The sequence below is a fragment of the Streptomyces sp. TRM64462 genome (genome assembly GCF_013362995.1).
GTDB lineage: Bacteria > Actinomycetota > Actinomycetes > Streptomycetales > Streptomycetaceae > Streptomyces.
Map to the genome: position 1 here is coordinate 1 of NZ_JABWDV010000430.1, position 18,217 is coordinate 18,217.

Consider the following 18,217-nt stretch of genomic DNA (forward strand, 5'->3'; position numbering starts at 1 on the left):
CCGCCCGGCGCCCCACCAACAGGGCTGCCATCGGCAGCGCGACCACGATCGTCAGCGCACCCAGCGGCTGCACCACGCTCAGCGGCCCGTACGCCAGCGCCGCCACGTGCAGCAGCGCTCCGGCCCCGTTCAGCGCCACGGCACCCCACCAGGCGGGCCGGGCCGGCGGTGCGTACGCCCGGCCCGCCGCCGACGCCGCGACCCGTTCCTGGACGATCGCCCCGGGCGCGTACGCGACCGCGGAGACCAGCGACAACAGGACGGACAGGGCAGCGGGTTCATGCCTCCACGATGACTCCGGCGATCTTCCACGTCGTCGTCCCCCGGTACGGGTCCGGTCCTACTGCCGTCGCAGTACGGGAGTACGGGAGTACGGCAGCACCGCCGCTGCCGTACGGGATGGCGCACGCGGCCGCTACCGTGGTCCCGCCGGGGCGGGGCGCCCAGGGGCGACGGCAGGGGAGGAGCGGCGCGGTGGACGCGGAGGCACGGGGGCTCACGGACGGCGACCTGGAGACCGTCACCGGCATCGGCGGCTTCTTCGCGCTGCGCACCGCGCCCCCTGCCCCCGGCGCGTACGTCCCCCTCGCCCGCGTGTACGCCGGGGACCACGCGCCCCTCACCGCCCGCGTCACGCGGGTCGGGGAGCGGCTGCGCGCCCCCGAGTACCGGGTCGCGGCGTCCGTCGCCCAGCTCGGGCTCGCCGCGCGCCTCTGGTCGGTCACCCTCGGGCCCGCCGCCCTGTACGGCGTGTTCCCCGACGTCACGCCCGGGCGGCTGTACTGGGACCCGGCCCGCAGCGCACCCGACGACCTGTGGTGGGACGGCCGCGCGACCCGCCCCGGCACCCCGGAGGAGCTGCGGGACGCCGTCCAGTACGGCCACCTCGCGCCGCTCGCCGACGCCCTGCGCGCGGCAGGACCCGTGTCGGCGCGGCTCCTGTGGGGCAACGCCGGCTCCGCGCTGGCGGGCGCCGTCCGGGAACTCACCCGCTGGGCGCACCGCACCGGCCGCCCCGAAGCCGCCGCGCGCGGCGCCGGCCTGGCCGCCGCCCTGCTCGACCACCCCGACCTGTCGGGCACCCTCCAGGGCCCCGCGCTGCGCCGCCGCACCTGCTGCCTCTACTACCGCTGCCCCGGCGGAGGCCTGTGCGGCGACTGCGTCTTCGACCACCCGCCCCACCGCTCCGCGCCCACCCGGTGACCGCGCCCGGCGTCCACCCGCGAAGACGCCGCGCGCCCCGCCCCCGCGCCACCCCGGGCCCACCCCGCGGCGTCCGGGTTTGGCGGCGCGGCCCTCCGCTCCGTAAAGTCTCACTTTTGAAACGTGGCAAACGGATGATCGAGGAACGGCAACGGCCATGACGGTGACAGAAGACAACCACGCGTACGGGCCGGGCATCGACCCCGAGCGTCTGGCCGTCTGCCTGAGCGTGCTCGAGGAGCTCGACAAGCTGGAGATCGACCACCCCGACGCGATCGCCGTACGGCGCGCCACGGCCGGGATCTACCGGACCGTCAAGCAGCGCCGCCGCCAGGAGCGGCGGGCCGCCAAGACGGCGCACGACAGGGCGGTCACCGAGGCCACGGCGACCGGCTCCGCCGAGCGCATCGACGACGAGACGCAGGGCCTGCTGCCCAGCTCCTCCGCCGCCGGCGAGATCGCGGGGATACTCCAGCGCCCCCGCTCCTGCTACATCTGCAAGAACCGGTACGTCCAGGTCGACGCGTTCTACCACCAGCTGTGCCCGGCGTGCGCCGTCGAGAACCGCGCCCGCCGCGACGCCCGCACCGACCTGACCGGGCGGCGCGCGCTGCTCACCGGCGGCCGCGCCAAGATCGGCATGTACATCGCGCTGCGGCTGCTCCGCGACGGCGCCCACACCACGATCACCACCCGCTTCCCGAACGACGCGATCCGCCGCTTCAAGGCCCAGCCCGACAGCGACGACTGGATCCACCGGCTGAAGATCGTCGGGATCGACCTGCGCGACCCCGCCCAGGTCGTCGCACTCGCGGACTCCGTCGCCGCGGCGGGCCCGCTCGACATCCTGATCAACAACGCCGCGCAGACCGTACGCCGCTCCCGCAACGCGTACAGCGAGCTGGTCTCCGCCGAGGCGGCCCCGCTGCCCGCGGGCGAACTGCCGGCCGCCGAGGTCATCGGCACGTTCGGAAGCGGCGCCGTGGAGTCCATGGCCGCCCTGCCGTCCGCGCGCAGCGGCGACGGGCTGACCGCGCAGGAGGTCACCGACCTCGCCCTCGTCAGCGGCTCCGCGACGCCCGCGCGGATCGCCGCAGGCACCGCCATCGACGCGGGTGGCCTGGTGCCCGACCTGGCGTCCACCAACAGCTGGATCCAGACCGTCGACGAGGTCGACCCGGTGGAGCTCCTCGAAGTCCAGCTGTGCAACTCGACCGCCCCGTTCATCCTCATCAGCCGGCTGCGGGCGGCGATGGCCGCCTCCCCGGCACGGCGGAAGTACATCGTGAACGTCTCCGCCATGGAGGGCGTCTTCAGCCGCGGCTACAAGGGCGCGGGCCACCCGCACACCAACATGGCCAAGGCCGCGCTCAACATGCTGACGCGCACCAGCGGCCAGGAGATGTTCGAGAGCGACCGCATCCTGATGACGGCGGTCGACACCGGCTGGATCACCGACGAGCGTCCGCACCCGGACAAGATGCGGCTCGCCGAAGCCGGCTTCCACGCCCCTCTCGACCTCGTCGACGGCGCCGCCCGCGTCTACGACCCCGTCGTACGCGGAGAGGCCGGCGAGGACCTGTACGGCTGCTTCCTCAAGGACTACGCGCCCGGCAAGTGGTGAACCGGAGCCTCCCGAAAGCGTGTTGACGACACGGAGTGCCCGTTATGGGGCACTCCGGGTCACTCTGGCCGGAACCCGATGGTGTGACGCGTTCCATCGAGCGGCGCCGCGCTCATTTGGTTAGTCTGGAGCGAACGGTCGGCCGAACGGGACCCACGAAACTCCCTCGGGCCGGCCACGGGACTGGCCTGCCACCAAGGCCGCGGTCCCGCCCGGTTACCGGCGCCACCGCGACCGAACGGCAGATATGTCCCCATAGGTTCGCGACACGGAGGAGTGCGCGGTGACAACAGAATCGACGACGCGGGAGCAGAGCCCCGCGGATCCGGCGGAACGGTCCACCCGTTCGGACGAGCTCGGCAGCCTGGAGGTCTGGGCCCGTTCGGCCCCGATCCGGCTGGCCGGCTACGAGGACGACCTCGCCGAGCCGCACATCCTGCCCAGCGTGGACTGACCTCACGCCTTCTGTCTCGTGCCCTCCGCCGGCTTCGGCGGAGGGCACGAGGGCTGTCCGCCCGGCGCCGACACGGGAGAGCGCACCCGGTGGACCGCCGGAGAGGGCAGGCGAGCGGGCCGAACGTCATCGGCATCCGTTCGGCCCGTCCCACCGCCGCCGCAACGTAGCCGAGCCCGGCCGGGCCCCACCAGCTTTACCCAGAGCTTCACCATCGCGGGGCTTCCGTGTCGCCCGGCGCCGCCGGTTCGAGGCGCGTCGGCGGCAGGAACTCGCGGACCAGCGTGCGGTGCCACCAGGCGCCCGTGGACCGCAGCTCCCGCCAGGTCGTGAAGCGGTAGCGGTACAGCCGCGCTCTGACCATCGCCGGCGGGGCGTCCGGGAACGGGTTGTGGCGCAGCAGCCGCAGCGTGTCCCGGTCGTTGTCCAGGAGCCGCGCCACGAACGGGCCGAACCAGTCCGCCGCGTACACCGGTGAGATCGCCGCGAACCACATCAGCCAGTCGAGCCGCAGATGGTACGGCGCGTACTGGCGCGGCAGCCGCCGTACGTCACCGGGCTTGCCCTTGAACTCGTACTCCTTCCACACGGTCCCGGAGTGGAGCACCGGATCGGCCGTGCCCTGGACGACCACCTCGTGCCGCACCCGGCCGACGGTGCCGAACGCGCCGTAGGTGTTGACCAGGTGCAGCGGGTCGAAGGAGCGGTTCATGGTCTGCTGGCGGGAGAGCAGGTTGCGGGCCGGGCGCACGCTGAGCGCCAGGACCAGGGCGGCCACGGCGGCGACGAGGACGCCGTACCAGAGCGGCGGGTCGGGCAGGTCGGGCGCGGTGGTGAACAGGGTGCCGTCCACGGCGGACAGGGCGAGCACGATCGTCACCCAGTTCAGCCAGGCGAAGTTGCCGGACAGCACCAGCCACAGCTGGGTGACGACGATGACCCCGGCCGCGACCGTCGCCACCGGCTGCGGTGTGAACAGCAGCACCGGGACGACCAGCTGGGTCGCGTGGTTGGCGGCCACCTCCACGCGGTGGAGCGGACGCGGCAGGTGGTGGAAGAACCAGCTCAGCGGGTTGGGCATCGGCTGGGTCTCGTGGTGGTAGTACAGGCAGGTCAGATTGCGCCAGCATGCGTCACCGCGCAGCTTGATCAGGCCGGCCCCGAACTCGACGCGGAACAGCAGCCAGCGCAGCAGCCACATCAGCAGCACGGGAGGCGCCGTGCGCTCGTTGCCGAGGAAGATCGCCAGGAAGCCGGCCTCCAGGAGCAGCGACTCCCAGCCGAAGCCGTACCAGGTCTGGCCGACGTTCACGATCGACAGGTACAGGCCCCACAGCACCGCCCACATCAGCATCGCCACGGCGAGCGGCACGGCGTCCCCCGCGCCCGCGGCCAGGGCCAGCGCCAGCGCCGCCCCGCCCCAGGCGCACAGCGCGAAGAACCGGTCGGAGTAGTGCCACTGGAACAGGCTCGGCGCCCGCCGTGCCGGGACCCGCCGCACGAAGTCGGGGACCGGCAGCATGCCGCGCGCGCCGATCAACGCCCGGAACTGGAGGGCGGCACACAGGAACGCCACCAGGTAGACCACGGCGAGCGCCCGCTGGAAGAGCAGACGTCCCAGCCAGTAGTCCGATGAGGCGAACCAGCTGAACCACTCCATCACCTCCAGTATCAGTCGAGGCCGCGCCCCCGGGCGATGGCGCGGAGCGTCCGGCCGAGCCGGCGCGCGTACCAGCGCTGGAGCACGGGGACGAGCGGCCCGGCGGCCCGGCTGTACCAGCGGGCGGGGCGGCTGAAGGCGGTGACCGTGAACCAGACGGAGCCGTCGGGGCGCAGGTCCACGACGAACGACTCCTCACCGCGCTCGGGGTGGCCCTGGAGCGTGCCGTACGCGAAGCCGGTGCGGTTCTCCTCGTACGCCGTCCAGACCACCTCGCACGGGACGCCGTACTCGACCGGACCCGCGCCCACGGCGACCGTGAGCCGTACGCCGGGTACGGCGCGGACGGCCTCGGCGTGGACCCTGGCCCCCGACGCGCGGTGCATCCGCCAGGTGGTGACGGCCGCGCCGGCCGCCTGGAACGCGTCCCGGCCGTGGCCGATGAGCGCGCTGTGGCGGAGGTGGTGGTAGCCGGCCGGGAGCTCGGGGGAGCGGGTGGCGCCGACGTCGGGGTACGAGAAGGTGACGCCGGGGCGGCTGGTGCGGCTGGTGCGGCCGGGGCGGCCACGGCGGTCGGTGCCGGTGAGGCTGCGGGTGAGGCGGGTCATGCGGGGATCTCCTCGGGTGCGGGAGCCGGCGTGCCGGCGCGGTGCCCGGCGCCGGTCAGGCGGCGCCAGGCGAGTACGGAGCAGAGGGCGAAGCCCAGGGCGTTGGCCAGGCCGTGGGTGGCCGCCATCCAGGTGAGGTTCGGATGGGGGATTCCGGTCGCCTCGCCGAGTGCCCAGCTCAGCGCGAGCAGCATCGTCGCGACGAGGACGCCGGCCGAGACGGCGAACAGGGCGCGGGTCAGCCGGTCGCGGCCGCGGGGCAGCACGTCCTGCCACGTGACCAGGGCGACGGCCCACATCCCCGCGGTGAGGACGACGGCCCCCGCCAGTTCGGCCCAGTCGTCGACGAAGTAGCCGAGCAGGACGAGGAAGGTGCCGAGCGGGACGCTCAGCGCGGCGAAGGCCGCCGCGGGACGGCCGGGCGCGGCGCTCCGCACCAGGCCCGCGACCAGCGCCGCGGCGAATCCGGCGAAGTGGAAGTGCGGCACGGTCAGGTCGAGGATGCCGAGGTCGAAGCCGAACAGCTCGTGCCCCCACCGTTCGGCGACCAGCGCGGTGGCGGCGACGGACGGGCTGACCAGGGCCGTCAGCACGGCCACGTCGGCGGGCGCTAGCGACCGGGTCCTGGCCAGGCGGCGCGGCGCGGCGAGCGCCAGGAGCAGCGTGCCGAGCGCGTAGCAGGCGGCCAGGGCGGTCGCGAGGGCGCCGCGCGGCAGCCACAGGGACACCGCGCCGGGTACGGCGCACAGCGGCCACAGCACCCGGACGGGCGCGGCCTCCGGGGCGTCCATGAGGCGCAGTCCCATCGGCACGATCACCAGCATTCCGAGCATCACGATCAGATCGACCAGGACGGACATCGCGACCCTGCCCCCTCTCACCTGCACGTTGAACGCGTTCAAATCGGTTGGGTGGAGCGTAGCGCTCGCAGTTGAACATGTTCAAGTCCGGATTTTCGGGGGCTGTGAGCCCTTTTCTTCCGGTTGCGGTGCACTGCGCCGTCCGGCAGAGATGGAGGGGACTTGTCCGGTAACTCCGTGGAAAGGATGGGAGATCCGCGTGCGCCCACCCACACGCCGCCGCTCCGGCGCTCTCGCCGCCGCCCTGGCCGCCGCCGGACTGCTCGCGGCGGGCTGCGGCGGCGACGGCACCCCGTCCGAGGCCGCGGGGACGCCGGAGGGGGAGCGGACGATTCTCCTCCAGGCGGCCGCGGCCACCGGCCCGGACCCGTTCACGGCCTCCACGTCCCTCACCGCCGACGTCGCCCAGCCGCGCCGGGCCTCCGCCGGCACCTCGCCCCCGTCGCCCGCCGTGCCCCCGCCGCCCATGACCGGCGCCGCCGGGCCTCCGCTGCGTACCGTCGACGGCGCGACGCCCGGCCTGTACGGCGGCACGCAGTCCCTGCCCAGCTGCGACGTCGACCAGCAGGCACGGTTCCTCACCGCCGACCGGGCCAAGGCCGACGCCTTCGCCGAGGCCGCCGGCGTCACCCCCGGCGGGCTGGCCGACTGGCTGCGCGGCCTCACGCCCGTGATGCTGCGCGCCGACACGCGCGTGACCGGCCACGGCTACCGCGACGGCGCGGCGACCCCGTACCAGGCCGTCCTCCAGGCGGGCACCGCCGTCCTGGTCGACGCGTACGGCGCCCCCCGGGTGCGCTGCGCCTGCGGCAACCCGATCCGCACCCCGGACGACGACCGGCACCCGGCGGCGCAGCGGGGGCGGCCCTGGGAGGGCTACCGCCCCGACCGCGTCGTGGTCGTGACCCCGACGCAGCGGGCGCTCGACAGCCTGATCCTCGTGAACGTCCTGAACGACACCTGGCTGGAGCGGAAGGTCGGCACGCGCGGCGAGCAGGACCGCACGCCCGAAGTGCCCCCGGCGTACGACCCCGGGGAGCGCCACGTGGCCGAGCGCGCCGTCCCGGACGCCCTCCGCCCGGCCGCACCCCCGCCGGACGTGGGCCTTCCAGACGGCGGCATCCGCGACGGCACCGTCCCCGACGGTGGCATGCCCGACGGTGCGGAATCCGGCGAAGGTATCCCCGAGGAGACCGTGCCCGACGGCCCGCCTCAGGAACCCGCGAGCTTCGACATGTGACCGGCCGTGACCGGCCGTGACCGGCCGCCTCTTCCGTAAGACGCCCCGCGACCCGATAAAAGGTCGATAAAACAGACAAATGATGGCAGAGTGGCTCCATGGTTGATCCGGCAGCGGATGCCCTGTCGCTCCCCGAGGACTGGCCCGCCCACCCGGATCAGAGTCTGTCCCTGAACCGCATGGGCAGCTTCGACTGGGACCTCGACACCGGGCTGATGCACATGGACGAGGTCGCACTCGACGTGTTCCAGGTGGAGCCCGCCGAGTACGACGGGAGGCCGGAGAGCCTTGCCCGGAACGTGCCGCCCAGCGAGTCCGTACGACTCGACGCCATGGTCACGCAGGCCCTCAAGAACGGCAGCACGCACTACGGCGCCTACTTCCGCATCCGCACCCGCGAAGGCGGCCTGCGCTGGACCCACACGCAGGGCTTCATCCGCCGTGACGAGACCGGGCGGCCCCGCCGCATCATCGGCATCGTCCGTGACGCGACCCAGGAACTGGCCGAGTCCACGGCCCGCCTGGAGGTCGACGCCGAGCGGCGCCGGCAGACCAGCGTGGTCGAGTCCACCACCGCCGCCCTCGCCCACGCCCGCACCGTCCAGGACGTCATCGACGTCCTGAAGGACTCGCACGGACTCGAACACCTCGGCGCGACGAGCGTCGTCATGGGCCTCCTCGAAGCCGGCCGTATCCACCTCGTCGCCGACGGGCCCGAGGGCTCCTTCGTGCCCGGTACCCGCTACACGCGCGTGGACGACGAGTACCCGATGAGCGAGGTCGTACGGACCCTCGCCCCGCGCTTCATCGAGTCCGCCGAGGACTTCGCGCGCTCCTACCCGCTCCTGTGGCCCCACATCAGCGGCCTCGGCATCACTTCCGCCGCCTACCTGCCGCTGATCGCCCAGGCCCGCCCCATCGGCGCGCTCGGCCTGCTCTACAGCGACAAGTACGGCTTCACCACCGACGACCGCAACGTCCTCGTCGCCCTCGGCAGCAGCATCGCCCAGAGCCTCCAGCGGGCCATGCTCTTCGAGCAGGAGCACGATCTCGCCGAGGGCCTCCAGCAGGCGATGCTGCCCCGCCGGATCCCCGAGGTCCCCGGCGCGCAGGTCGCCGTCCGCTACCGGTCGGCCCGGCTCGGCCGGGACATCGGCGGCGACTGGTACGACGTCATCCCGCTGCCCGGGGGCCGGGTCGGCGCCGTCATCGGGGACGTCCAGGGCCACGACACGCACGCCGCCGCCGTCATGGGCCAGCTCCGCATCGTGCTGCGCGCGTACGCCGCCGAGGGCCACACCCCGGCCACCGTCATGGCCCGGGCCTCGGTGTTCCTCCGCGAACTCGACACGGACCGCTTCGCCACCTGCACCTACATGGAGGTCGACCTGGCATCCGGCGTCGTCCAGGTCGTACGGGCCGGCCATGTGGACCCGCTGCTGCGTGACGCCGACGGGAACTGCCGGCGTGTGCCCGTGCAGGGCGCCCTGCCGCTCGGCCTGTCCGCCGAGTTCGGCGCGCTCGACTACCCCGTCAGCGTCATCGAACTCGACCCGGGCCAGACCCTGCTCCTCTATACGGACGGGCTGGTCGAACAGCCCGGGGCCGACCTCGACGAGGGCATGCAGTGGCTCACCGCCCTCGTCCGCAACGGCCCCAGCGACCTCCACCTGCTCGCCGACCACCTGTGCGACGTGGTGGACGAGCGCGGCGGCGACGACGACGTGGCGATCCTGCTGCTGCGCCGCCGCGGCGGCTACACGCCACAGGCCGGCGGCCGCCTCCAGCAGCACGTGGCGCAGAGCGACCCCGAGGCGCTGCGCTCCGCCCGCCACATGATCCGCGCCGCCGTACGCGCCTGGGGCGCGCGCGAGCGGGCCGACGAGATCGAACTGGCCGCCGACGAGCTGATCACCAACGCCCTGCTCCACACCGACGGCGGCGCCGTCGTCACGCTGCGGATGCTCACCGGACCCGAACGGAGGCTGCGCGTCGAGGTGGAGGACCGCTCCAGCGTGCTGCCGCGCCGCCGCGAGGCCGGCGAGGAGGGCGTGTCCGGGCGCGGACTGCTGCTGGTGGACCGGCTGGCCGAGGTCTGGGGCGTCGAGTCACGCGGCAGCGGCAAGTGCGTGTGGTGCGAGTTCGGCCTGCCCGAGCGACCGGTGGACGGCGGAGACATCCGACCAGTGGGCGGCCCGGGTACCAGCCAAGGCGGGAAATTCCGGCGGTCGCAGGAGGGTTGACGTCCGGCACCCCTCCGATCAATAGTGCGGGGGTGCCGGACCGCTGTGGCCGCGGAGGAGAGGCGACCACACGGCCGGCGACGAGCGACGGGCGCCCGGCGACGGCCGGCGACGGGCGACGACGGGCGGCGAGGAGCGGCGGACCGGGGACGGGCGGCGACGGACCAGGGACGGGCCGCGGCGGACCAGGGACGGGCCGCGGCGGACCAGGGACGGGCGGCGGACCGGCGACGAGCGGCGGACCGGGGACGGGGGAGCGGTATGCGGCGGCGCGTGCTGGGGCGGAGCGGCGTCACGGTCACCGAGCTGGCCTTCGGCACCGGCGCCCTCGGCAATCTCTACACGCCCGTCCCGCCCGACACGGCGGCCGCCGCCGTCGACGCCGCCTGGGACGCCGGCATCCGCCACTTCGACACGGCACCCCACTACGGCCTCGGCCTCGCCGAACGCCGCATCGGCGAGGCCCTGCGCGCCCGCCCCCGCGACGCGTACACGCTCGCCACCAAGGCGGGCCGGCTCCTCGAACCCCTGCCCCACCCCTCCGGCGACGACCTGGCCCACGGCTTCGCCGTCCCCGCCACGCACCGCCGCGTCTGGGACTTCAGCGGCGACGGCGTACGGCGCTCCATCGAGCAGAGCCTGGAGCGGCTCGGCCTCGACCGCGTCGACCTCGTCCACCTCCACGACCCCGACGACCACGAGGAAGCCGCCTTCCGCGACGCCTACCCGGCCCTGGAACGGCTCCGCTCCGAAGGCGTCGTCCGCGCCATCGGCGCCGGCATGAACCAGACGGCCATGCTGACCCGCTTCCTCCGCGACACCGACGTCGACACCGTCCTGTGTGCCGGCCGCCTCACCCTCCTCGACCAGTCCGCACTCGACACGCTCCTGCCCGAGGCGGCCGCGCGCGGCAGGAGCGTCCTCGTCGGCGGCGTCCTCAACTCCGGGCTCCTCGCCGACCCGCGCCCCGGCGCCCGCTACGACTACCGGGCCGCGCCGCCCGCCCTCGTCGAACGGGCCCTGCGCCTCAAGGCCGTCGCCGCACGCCACGGCGTACCGCTGCGCGCGGCGGCCCTGGCCTACCCGCTCCGGCACCCCGCCGTCGCGGCGGTCCTGCTGGGCGGCCGCTCCGCCGACGAGCTGCGGGACGCGGTCGCCCAGCTGGACCGGCCGGTCCCCGAGGCCCTGTGGGACGACCTGAAGGCGGAGGGCCTGCTGCGGTGACGGGCGGCATCGTCGACGCCCACCACCACGTGTGGGACCTCGCCGTCCGCGACCAGGCCTGGATCAGCGGGCCCGCCCTCGCCCCGCTGCGGCGCACCTTCACGCTCGACGACCTCGCCCCGTACGCCCGCGCCGCAGGCGTCCGCGCCACCGTCCTCGTCCAGACCGTCACCGTCCCCGACGAGACCCCCGAACTCCTCGCCCTCGCCGACCGCCGCCACCCGCTCCCCGCCGCCGTCGTCGGCTGGACCGACCTCACCGCGCCCGGCGTCACCGACGCCCTCGCCGCCCTCCGCGCCCTCCCCGGCGGCCGGCGCCTGGCCGGCGTCCGCCACCAGGTACAGGACGAACCCGACCCGGCGTGGCTGCTCCGCCCCGACGTGCTGCGCGGCCTCGCCGCCGTCGCGGACGCCGGGCTCGTGTACGACCTGGTGGTACGGCCCCACCAGCTCGCCGCCGCCACCCGGGCCGCCGCCCTGCTGCCCGGCCTGACGTTCGTCCTCGACCACCTGGGCAAACCGCCCGTCGCCACCGGCGGCATCGCCCACTGGGCGCGCCGCGTCCGCGCGCTCGCCGCCCTTCCCAACACCGTCTGCAAGCTCTCCGGCCTGGTCACCGAGGCCGCCCCGGGCCACTGGACCGCGGCCGACCTGATCCCGTACGCCGACACCGTCCTCGACGCCTTCGGGCCCGACCGGCTGATGTTCGGCTCCGACTGGCCCGTGTGCCTCGTCGCCGCCGGTTACGGCGAGGTCGTCGCCACCGCCAGGACGCTCACGAACGGGCTCACCGACGCCGAACGCCACGCCGTGTTCGCCGGCACCGCCACGCGCGTGTACGGCCTGTGACCCGCTGCTGAGGCGGGCGGCGGCGTCCTGCGGCACGCTGGAACCATGCCCGAACTCCCCGAGGTCGAGGCGCTCCGCGAGTTCCTCGACGTCCACCTCACGGGCAAGGAGATCGCCCGCGTCCTGCCCGTCGCCGTCAGCGTCCTCAAGACGTACGACCCTCCCCTCACCGCCCTCGACGGCGCGGCCGTCACGGCCGTCGACCGGCACGGCAAGTTCCTCGACATCGGCGCGGGCGGCCTCCACCTGCTGATCCACCTGGCCCGCGCCGGCTGGCTCCAGTGGCGGGACGTCCTCCCGTCCGGGCCGCCCCGCTCCGGCAAGGGGCCGCTCGCCCTGCGGGTGGCGCTGAGCGGAGGCGACGGCTTCGACCTGACCGAGGCCGGCACCACGAAACGGCTCGCCGTCCACCTCGTCCACGACCCGGCCGACGTCGAGGGTGTCGCCCGCCTGGGCCCCGACCCGCTCGCCGGCGCCTTCACGCGCGAGGCGTTCGCGGCGCTGCTCGCGGGGGAGCGGCGGCAGATCAAGGGCGCCCTGCGGGACCAGCGCCTCATCGCCGGCATCGGCAACGCGTACAGCGACGAGATCCTGCACGCCGCCCGCATGTCACCGTACAAACCCGTGCAGAACCTCACCGACGAAGAGATCACCGCCCTGTACGAGGCCCTGCGGACCACCCTCGGCGGCGCCGTCGCCCGCGCGCACGGCATGGAGGCGGGGAAGCTCAAGGCCGAGAAGAAGAGCGGGCTCCGCGTCCACGGCCGCACCGGCGAACCGTGCCCGGTCTGCGGCGACACCATCCGCGAGGTGTCGTTCAGCGACTCGTCCCTGCAGTACTGCCCGACGTGCCAGACCGGCGGGAAACCCCTCGCCGACCGCCGCCTGTCCCGCCTCCTGAAGTAACGCCCAAGACAGGGCGGGCCCACCTACCGCTCAGTGGCGCAACGACACCAGCCACGTCCGCACCCGGCAGCCACGCGGAGCCGGGCGGGGCGACCACGGTGGCGACGGCGGCGGCGTCAGCGGCGCGCGCCCGGTGAGCTGCGCCAGCGTGGCCGTCACCTCCCCGAACTCCGCCAGGCGCAGCGCACAGGGCGGGCAGCCGGCGACGTGCCGCTCGCAGCACAGGGCGTCGTACGGCTCCAGGACGCCCAGCGCGTAGGCGCCCACCGCGTCGTGCCGCTCCGCCGCGCCCGCCGCCCGCACCATCCGTCCCTCGCTCCCGTCCGCTGTCGCCTCCCTCCCGCTCCTACGTACGGGATCCGCTTCTCGCTCAACGGGGCCCCGCCTACACTCCGCAGCATGCTGCGCGTACTGGCCGTCGACGACGAGGCGCCCGCCCTCGAGGAACTGCTCTACCTGCTGCGCTCCGACCCCCGGGTGCGCAGCGCGGAGGGCGCCACCGACGCGACCGAGGCGCTGCGCCGTATCGGCCGGGCCCTGGAGGCGGGCCCGGACGGCGATGACGCCATCGACGTCGTCTTCCTCGACATCCACATGGCCGGGCTCACCGGCCTCGACGTGGCCCGGCTGCTCGCCGGGTTCGCCAGGCCGCCGCTCGTCGTGTTCGTCACCGCCCACGAGGGCTTCGCGGTCCAGGCGTTCGACCTCAAGGCCGTCGACTACCTCCTGAAGCCGGTCCGCAGGGAGCGGCTCGCGGAGGCCGTGCGCCGGGTCAGCGATCTGGCCGAGCCCGCGCCCACCGGGACCGTCGCCGAGCAGATCCCCGTCGAGCTGGGCGGCGTCACCCGGTTCGTGCCCGTCGACGACATCGCGTACGTGGAGGCGCAGGGCGACTACGCGCGCCTGCACACCGACGACGGCAGCCACCTGGTCCGCATCCCGCTGTCCACGCTGGAGGAGCGGTGGGCGGCGCGCGGATTCGTCCGGATCCACCGCAGCCACCTCGTCGCGCTGGGCCGTATCGACGAACTGCGCCTCGACGGCGGCGCCACCACCGTGCGCGTCGGCAGCGCCGAGCTGTCCGTCAGCCGCCGGCACGCCCGCCAGCTGCGCGAGCTGCTGATGCGGCACGTGCGCGGCTGACCGCTCGACGCGCGGGACGTGCCGTTCGGCGACGGCTGGTCCGTACCGCGCCGGTGGGGCCGCGCCGCCGCGCCTACCCTTGATCATCGAGGGGGTGCAGGACCGGTGCCGGAATCGCAGTCGGAGCAGTCGGAGCAGTCGCAGCGGGCGCAGCAGTCGCAGCAGTCGCAGTCGGAGACCGAAGCGCTGTTGCGCGCCCTGCGCGCCCTCCCGGACCCGCGCCCCTCCGGTCCGGAGGACGTCGCGGCGCTGCTCGCCGGGGCCAGGAGCGTCGCCGGGCGCTGGGCCGACGTGCTGGACGAGATCCGCGAGGGCGCCCACGGGTTCGTCGGGCCGCGCGCCGCCGCGGCCCTTGAGCTGGCGTTCCGGCGGGCCGAGGAGTCGTACGTGGAGCTGGAGATCGCCCTGGGCGACGTCATCCGCGCGGGCGTGCGGCCACCCGACAGTCCGGTATGAAAATCGGGCTACCTGTGCCCGGGGTCTCTGCGTAAACTCCACACCCCCGAAGTGCACAGCCCGCACTCCGCACCCCGAGCCACCGAAGCCACCCGCGACCCACCCCGGACGTCCATGTCGCCAGAGCCGCAGCAGCAGCCCCGCCCCCGGCGCGAGACCGTCACCGGAGTGCCCCGCTCCGCCCGCCGTCCGCCCGGCCACGCGCCGGCCCGCTCCGAGATCAGCGAGCAGACCACGCTCGGCCACACCTACGTCCGCTCCCTGATGCGCAGCCAGCTCCGTGCCGCGCTCTCCGCGCTCGCCACCCTCGCCCTGCTCGTCGGCTCCCTCCCGCTGCTCCTCGCCCTCCCCGGCGCGCTGGCCTCCGAAGGCCCCGCCCTGTCCGCCGAGCCGTTCGTGTGGGCGGCGCTCGGCGTGGCCGTCCACCCCGTGATGTGGCTCGTCGCCCGCTGGTACGTGCGCCGCGCCGAACGCAACGAGCGCGACTTCACGCGCCTCGTCGAAGGCCGGTGAACCGGGGCCCGTGAACCAGACCTACGCGGTGGCGGCGGTCACCGCCGTCGTCCTCGCCACCGTCCTCATCGGCTCCCTCGGCCTGCGCATCTCCCGCACGACCTCCGACTTCTACGTCGCGTCCCGCACCGTCGGGCCCCGCCTCAACGCCGCCGCCATCAGCGGCGAGTACCTCTCCGCCGCCTCCTTCCTCGGCATCGCGGGCCTCGTCCTCCTCCAGGGCCCCGACATGCTCTGGTACCCCGTCGGCTACACCGCCGGATACCTCGTCCTGCTCGTCCTCGTCGCCGCCCCGCTGCGCCGCTCCGGCGCGTACACGCTGTCCGACTTTGCCGAGGCCCGCCTGGAGTCACCGCAGGTCCGCCGGCTCTCCAGCCTGTTCGTCGTCGGCATCGGCTGGCTCTACCTGCTGCCGCAGCTCCAGGGCGCCGGGCTCACACTGGAGATCCTCACCGGCGCCCCCGACTGNNGGGCTCCTCGTCGCCCTCGTCGTCACCGGCGCCGTCGCCGCCGGCGGGATGCGCAGCATCACCTTCGTGCAGGCCTTCCAGTACTGGCTGAAGCTCACCGCGCTGCTCGTGCCCGCGCTGTTCCTCGTCACCGCCTGGCTCGCCGACGACGCGCCGCGCGCCCGCTTCGACGCCCCGGCCGTGTTCCGCGAGCACACCGCCGTACGCCTCGCCGACACCGTCCGCATCGCCGTCGACGCGCCGCTGACCGTCACCGTCACCGGCCGTGTCGACTCCACCCCGTACGAAGGGCAGCGGATCACCCTCGACGAGGGCACCCACCGCGTCGACGCCGGAACCACCCTCGCCTTCCCGCCGGGCGCCCACGTTCCCGAACGCACCGGAGCGGCCGGCGACGACCCCGGCACCGCCGACCCGCTCGGCTGGTCGCGCTCCCTCACCGGCGACCGCGACGGCCACCAGCTCTACGCCACGTACGGGCTGATCCTCGCGACCTTCCTCGGCACCATGGGCCTGCCCCACGTCGCCGTACGCTTCTACACCAGCCCCAACGGCCGCACCGCGCGCCGCACCACCCTCGTCGTCCTCGGCCTCGTCGGCGCCTTCTACCTGCTGCCGCCCCTGTACGGCGCGCTCGGCCGGATCTACACGCCCGAACTCGCGCTCGCCGGCGCCGCCGACGCCGCCGTGCTCGTCCTGCCGGACCGGCTCGTCGGCGGCCTCACCGGCGACCTGCTCGGCGCGCTGCTCGCGGGCGGCGCCTTCGCGGCGTTCCTGTCGACCGCGTCCGGACTCACCATGTCGGTGGCCGGGGTCCTCACGCAGGACGTGCTGCCGTCACGCGGGGTGCGGCACTTCCGGCTGGCGACGCCGGTCGCCATGGCCGTGCCGCTGGGCATGAGCGTCGTCGCCACCAAAGTGCCCGTCGCGGACGCGGTGGGCCTGGCGTTCGCCGTGTCGGCGTCGTCCTTCTGCCCCCTGCTGGTGCTCGGCATATGGTGGCGCGGCCTCACCCCGCCCGGCGCCGTCGCCGGGCTGCTCACCGGGGGCGGCGCCGCGCTCACCGCCGTCATGGCGACCCGCGCCGGACTCGCCCCCGACGGCTGGCCGCACACCCTCATGGCCTGGCCCGCCGTCTGGTCCGTGCCGCTCGGCTTCCTCACCATGGTCGCCGTGTCCAAGGCGACCCCCCGCCACATACCGCCCGGGACACCGGCCATCCTCGCCCGCCTCCACCTCCCCGAGGGCCTGGTGGGCGGCCGCCCGCAGCCGGAAGGAGCCGAACGGTGACCGGCACCCTCGCCGCCGCACTCGCCGCCACCGGAACCCTGCTGCTGGCCGCCGGGTTCGCCCTCGGCCGGCTGGCCGCCCGGCGCGGCGGACGCGACGGGCGTGACGGCCTCGACCTGGGCACGCCCGTCGAACGCGCCACCTTCCACACCCTCCACACCGCGTCACTCGCCGCCCCGCCGCTGCGCGCGGGACTCACCGAGGACACCGCCCGCAAGGCCGCCCGCCGGCTGCGCTCCCTGCTCGGCACCGAGGCACTCGCGCTCACCGACCGCACCGCCGTCCTCGCCTGGGACGGGCCCGGCGGCGCCCACCACACCGCACAGGTCCTGGAACGCGTCGCCGAGGTCCTCGACTCCGGCCGCAGCCAGAGCGTCCGCGCCGGCTGCACCGACCCCGGCTGCCCCCTGCGCTGGGCCGTCATCGCCCCGCTCACCGGCGAGGAGGGCGTGCTCGGCGCGCTCGTCGCCTACGGCTCCCGCGAGTCCGCCGTCCTCGTGCGCGCCGCGACCGAAGTGGCCCGCTGGGTGTCCGTCCAGCTCGAACTGGCCGAACTCGACCGGTCCCGCACCCGGCTGATGGAGGCCGAGATCCGCGCGCTGCGCGCCCAGATCTCCCCGCACTTCATCTACAACTCGCTCGCCGCCATCGCCTCGTTCGTCCGCACCGACCCCGGGCGTGCCCGCGAACTCCTCCTGGAGTTCGCCGACTTCACCCGCTACTCGTTCCGCAGGCACGGCGAGTTCGCCCAGCTCGCCGACGAACTGCGGTCCATCGAGCAGTACCTCGCCCTGGCCGGTGCCCGCTTCGGGGACCGCCTCCAGGTCACCCTCCAGGTCGCCCCCGAGGTCCTCCCCGTCACGCTGCCGTTCCTGTGCCTCCAGCCGCTCGTCGAGAACGCCGTCAAGCACGGTCTGGAGGACTCCCGGAAGACCTGCCGCATCACCATCGCGGCGCAGGACGCGGGCGCCGAGGCGGTCGTCACGATCGAGGACGACGGCGTCGGCATGGACCCGGACGCGCTGCGCGCCATCCTCGCGGGAGAGCGCCCCCAGTCCTCCGGCATCGGCCTGTCCAACGTCGACGAGCGGCTCCGCCAGGTGTACGGGGACGACTACGGGCTCGTCGTCGAGACGGGCGTCGACGCGGGCATGAAGGTCACCGTCCGCCTCCCCAAGTACCGGGCGGGCGTCCACCGCGACACCCTGTAGCTCCCGCGCTGTAGCTCCGGCCCTGTAGCTTCCGTCCTGTGGCTCCCGCCCTGTAGGTCTCCCGCGGGGCGCCTACAGCGTGGGCCAGGGGCTGCCCGGCGCGGCGCGGCGGCGCTGCCGTTCGGCGCCCGTGCCCTGGGCGAGTACCCGGGCCGCCAGGGCCCGTACCTCCTCCTCGTCGCCCGTGGCCTCCAGCGCCGGGCGGACCCAGCCCAGCAGGGCGCGCACCGCCTCCGGCGCCGGGACCCGCGCGCCCGTCAGCGG

General features: G+C 74.6%; 16 protein-coding genes and 3 pseudogenes. 13 read left to right on the plus strand and 6 right to left on the minus strand.

Annotated elements, in window-relative coordinates; all coding sequences use genetic code 11:
* Positions 1–256, minus strand: a pseudogene (locus tag HTZ82_RS27500) (hypothetical protein); the annotation flags it as partial.
* A 218-nt stretch (positions 257–474) separates the two neighbouring features.
* On the opposite strand from HTZ82_RS27500, the gene HTZ82_RS27505 reads away from it, so the two are divergent.
* From HTZ82_RS27505 to HTZ82_RS27515, 3 genes are all read left to right on the plus strand, one after another.
* On the plus strand, positions 475–1,203 hold the full coding sequence (locus HTZ82_RS27505; RefSeq protein WP_309235717.1) for a (2Fe-2S)-binding protein: 729 nt from the start codon (positions 475–477) through the stop codon (positions 1,201–1,203).
* A gap of 157 nt (positions 1,204–1,360) precedes the next feature.
* On the plus strand, positions 1,361–2,827 hold the full coding sequence (locus HTZ82_RS27510; RefSeq protein ID WP_175412088.1) for an SDR family NAD(P)-dependent oxidoreductase: 1,467 nt from the start codon (positions 1,361–1,363) through the stop codon (positions 2,825–2,827).
* Between the two features lie 283 nt (positions 2,828–3,110).
* Positions 3,111–3,281 carry a hypothetical protein gene (locus tag HTZ82_RS27515; RefSeq protein ID WP_175412089.1) on the plus strand — a complete coding sequence of 57 codons (171 nt, stop codon included), beginning with the start codon at positions 3,111–3,113 and terminating at the stop codon, positions 3,279–3,281.
* A 208-nt stretch (positions 3,282–3,489) separates the two neighbouring features.
* Here HTZ82_RS27515 and HTZ82_RS27520 read toward each other — a convergent pair whose 3' ends face one another.
* The 3 genes from HTZ82_RS27520 to HTZ82_RS27530 are packed head-to-tail and all read right to left on the minus strand — an operon-like array spanning position 3,490 to position 6,409.
* On the minus strand, positions 3,490–4,941 hold the full coding sequence (locus HTZ82_RS27520; protein ID WP_175412090.1) for a lipase maturation factor family protein: 1,452 nt from the start codon (positions 4,939–4,941) through the stop codon (positions 3,490–3,492).
* Between the two features lie 11 nt (positions 4,942–4,952).
* Entirely contained in the window at positions 4,953–5,549 is a 597-nt protein-coding gene (locus HTZ82_RS27525; RefSeq protein ID WP_175412091.1) for a DUF1990 family protein, read from the minus strand.
* Positions 5,546–6,409, minus strand: coding sequence for a YndJ family protein (locus HTZ82_RS27530; protein WP_175412102.1), 864 nt, complete (start codon positions 6,407–6,409; stop codon positions 5,546–5,548). Before HTZ82_RS27530 ends, HTZ82_RS27525 begins: the two co-directional genes overlap by 4 nt.
* A 199-nt stretch (positions 6,410–6,608) precedes the next feature.
* Between HTZ82_RS27530 and HTZ82_RS27535 the strand changes: the two genes are divergently transcribed.
* The 5 genes from HTZ82_RS27535 to HTZ82_RS27555 all read left to right on the plus strand — a co-directional run bounded on the left by HTZ82_RS27535 (position 6,609) and on the right by HTZ82_RS27555 (position 12,870).
* A complete protein-coding gene (locus HTZ82_RS27535; protein WP_175412092.1) occupies positions 6,609–7,649 on the plus strand; it encodes a DUF6777 domain-containing protein in 1,041 nt (346 codons plus the stop codon).
* Between the two features lie 98 nt (positions 7,650–7,747).
* Positions 7,748–9,892: a SpoIIE family protein phosphatase gene (locus HTZ82_RS27540; protein WP_175412093.1), complete on the plus strand. Its 2,145-nt coding sequence runs from the start codon at positions 7,748–7,750 to the stop codon at positions 9,890–9,892.
* 261 nt (positions 9,893–10,153) lie between these two features.
* Positions 10,154–11,116 (plus strand): aldo/keto reductase, encoded by a 963-nt coding sequence (locus tag HTZ82_RS27545; RefSeq protein WP_175412094.1) that lies wholly within the window; start codon positions 10,154–10,156, stop codon positions 11,114–11,116.
* Entirely contained in the window at positions 11,113–11,964 is an 852-nt protein-coding gene (locus HTZ82_RS27550; protein ID WP_175412095.1) for an amidohydrolase, read from the plus strand. Before HTZ82_RS27545 ends, HTZ82_RS27550 begins: the two co-directional genes overlap by 4 nt.
* Before the next feature lie 45 nt (positions 11,965–12,009).
* Complete coding sequence (locus tag HTZ82_RS27555; RefSeq protein ID WP_175412096.1) at positions 12,010–12,870, plus strand: Fpg/Nei family DNA glycosylase; 861 nt, start codon at positions 12,010–12,012, stop codon at positions 12,868–12,870.
* A 30-nt stretch (positions 12,871–12,900) separates the two neighbouring features.
* Here the strand turns inward: HTZ82_RS27555 and HTZ82_RS27560 are convergent, their stop codons facing one another.
* Positions 12,901–13,176, minus strand: a complete 276-nt coding sequence (locus tag HTZ82_RS27560) for a hypothetical protein (RefSeq protein ID WP_175412097.1) — start codon at positions 13,174–13,176, stop codon at positions 12,901–12,903.
* Between the two features lie 93 nt (positions 13,177–13,269).
* Between HTZ82_RS27560 and HTZ82_RS27565 the strand changes: the two genes are divergently transcribed.
* From HTZ82_RS27565 to HTZ82_RS27585, 5 genes and pseudogenes are all read left to right on the plus strand, one after another.
* Positions 13,270–14,013: a LytTR family DNA-binding domain-containing protein gene (locus tag HTZ82_RS27565; RefSeq protein WP_175412098.1), complete on the plus strand. Its 744-nt coding sequence runs from the start codon at positions 13,270–13,272 to the stop codon at positions 14,011–14,013.
* Between the two features lie 105 nt (positions 14,014–14,118).
* Positions 14,119–14,469: a hypothetical protein gene (locus HTZ82_RS27570; protein ID WP_309235720.1), complete on the plus strand. Its 351-nt coding sequence runs from the start codon at positions 14,119–14,121 to the stop codon at positions 14,467–14,469.
* Positions 14,470–14,583: 114 nt separating this feature from the next.
* Positions 14,584–14,982, plus strand: a complete 399-nt coding sequence (locus HTZ82_RS27575) for a hypothetical protein (protein WP_175412099.1) — start codon at positions 14,584–14,586, stop codon at positions 14,980–14,982.
* 10 nt (positions 14,983–14,992) lie between these two features.
* Positions 14,993–16,742: pseudogene (locus HTZ82_RS27580) on the plus strand (cation acetate symporter).
* A complete protein-coding gene (locus tag HTZ82_RS27585; RefSeq protein WP_175412100.1) occupies positions 16,739–17,953 on the plus strand; it encodes a sensor histidine kinase in 1,215 nt (404 codons plus the stop codon). Before HTZ82_RS27580 ends, HTZ82_RS27585 begins: the two are co-directional and overlap by 4 nt.
* A 72-nt stretch (positions 17,954–18,025) precedes the next feature.
* Here the strand turns inward: HTZ82_RS27585 and HTZ82_RS27590 are convergent.
* Positions 18,026–18,217 (minus strand): annotated as a pseudogene (locus HTZ82_RS27590) (carboxylate--amine ligase); the annotation flags it as partial.

Coding starts and splice junctions, on each gene's coding strand:
- HTZ82_RS27510 (WP_175412088.1), top strand. CDS start 1,361: ATGACGGTGACAGAAGACAACCACGCGTACGGGCCGGGCATCGACCCC.
- HTZ82_RS27520 (WP_175412090.1), bottom strand. CDS start 4,941: ATGGAGTGGTTCAGCTGGTTCGCCTCATCGGACTACTGGCTGGGACGT.
- HTZ82_RS27525 (WP_175412091.1), bottom strand. CDS start 5,549: ATGACCCGCCTCACCCGCAGCCTCACCGGCACCGACCGCCGTGGCCGC.
- HTZ82_RS27530 (WP_175412102.1), bottom strand. CDS start 6,409: ATGTCCGTCCTGGTCGATCTGATCGTGATGCTCGGAATGCTGGTGATC.
- HTZ82_RS27540 (WP_175412093.1), top strand. CDS start 7,748: ATGGTTGATCCGGCAGCGGATGCCCTGTCGCTCCCCGAGGACTGGCCC.
- HTZ82_RS27545 (WP_175412094.1), top strand. CDS start 10,154: ATGCGGCGGCGCGTGCTGGGGCGGAGCGGCGTCACGGTCACCGAGCTG.
- HTZ82_RS27555 (WP_175412096.1), top strand. CDS start 12,010: ATGCCCGAACTCCCCGAGGTCGAGGCGCTCCGCGAGTTCCTCGACGTC.
- HTZ82_RS27560 (WP_175412097.1), bottom strand. CDS start 13,176: ATGGTGCGGGCGGCGGGCGCGGCGGAGCGGCACGACGCGGTGGGCGCC.
- HTZ82_RS27565 (WP_175412098.1), top strand. CDS start 13,270: ATGCTGCGCGTACTGGCCGTCGACGACGAGGCGCCCGCCCTCGAGGAA.
- HTZ82_RS27575 (WP_175412099.1), top strand. CDS start 14,584: ATGTCGCCAGAGCCGCAGCAGCAGCCCCGCCCCCGGCGCGAGACCGTC.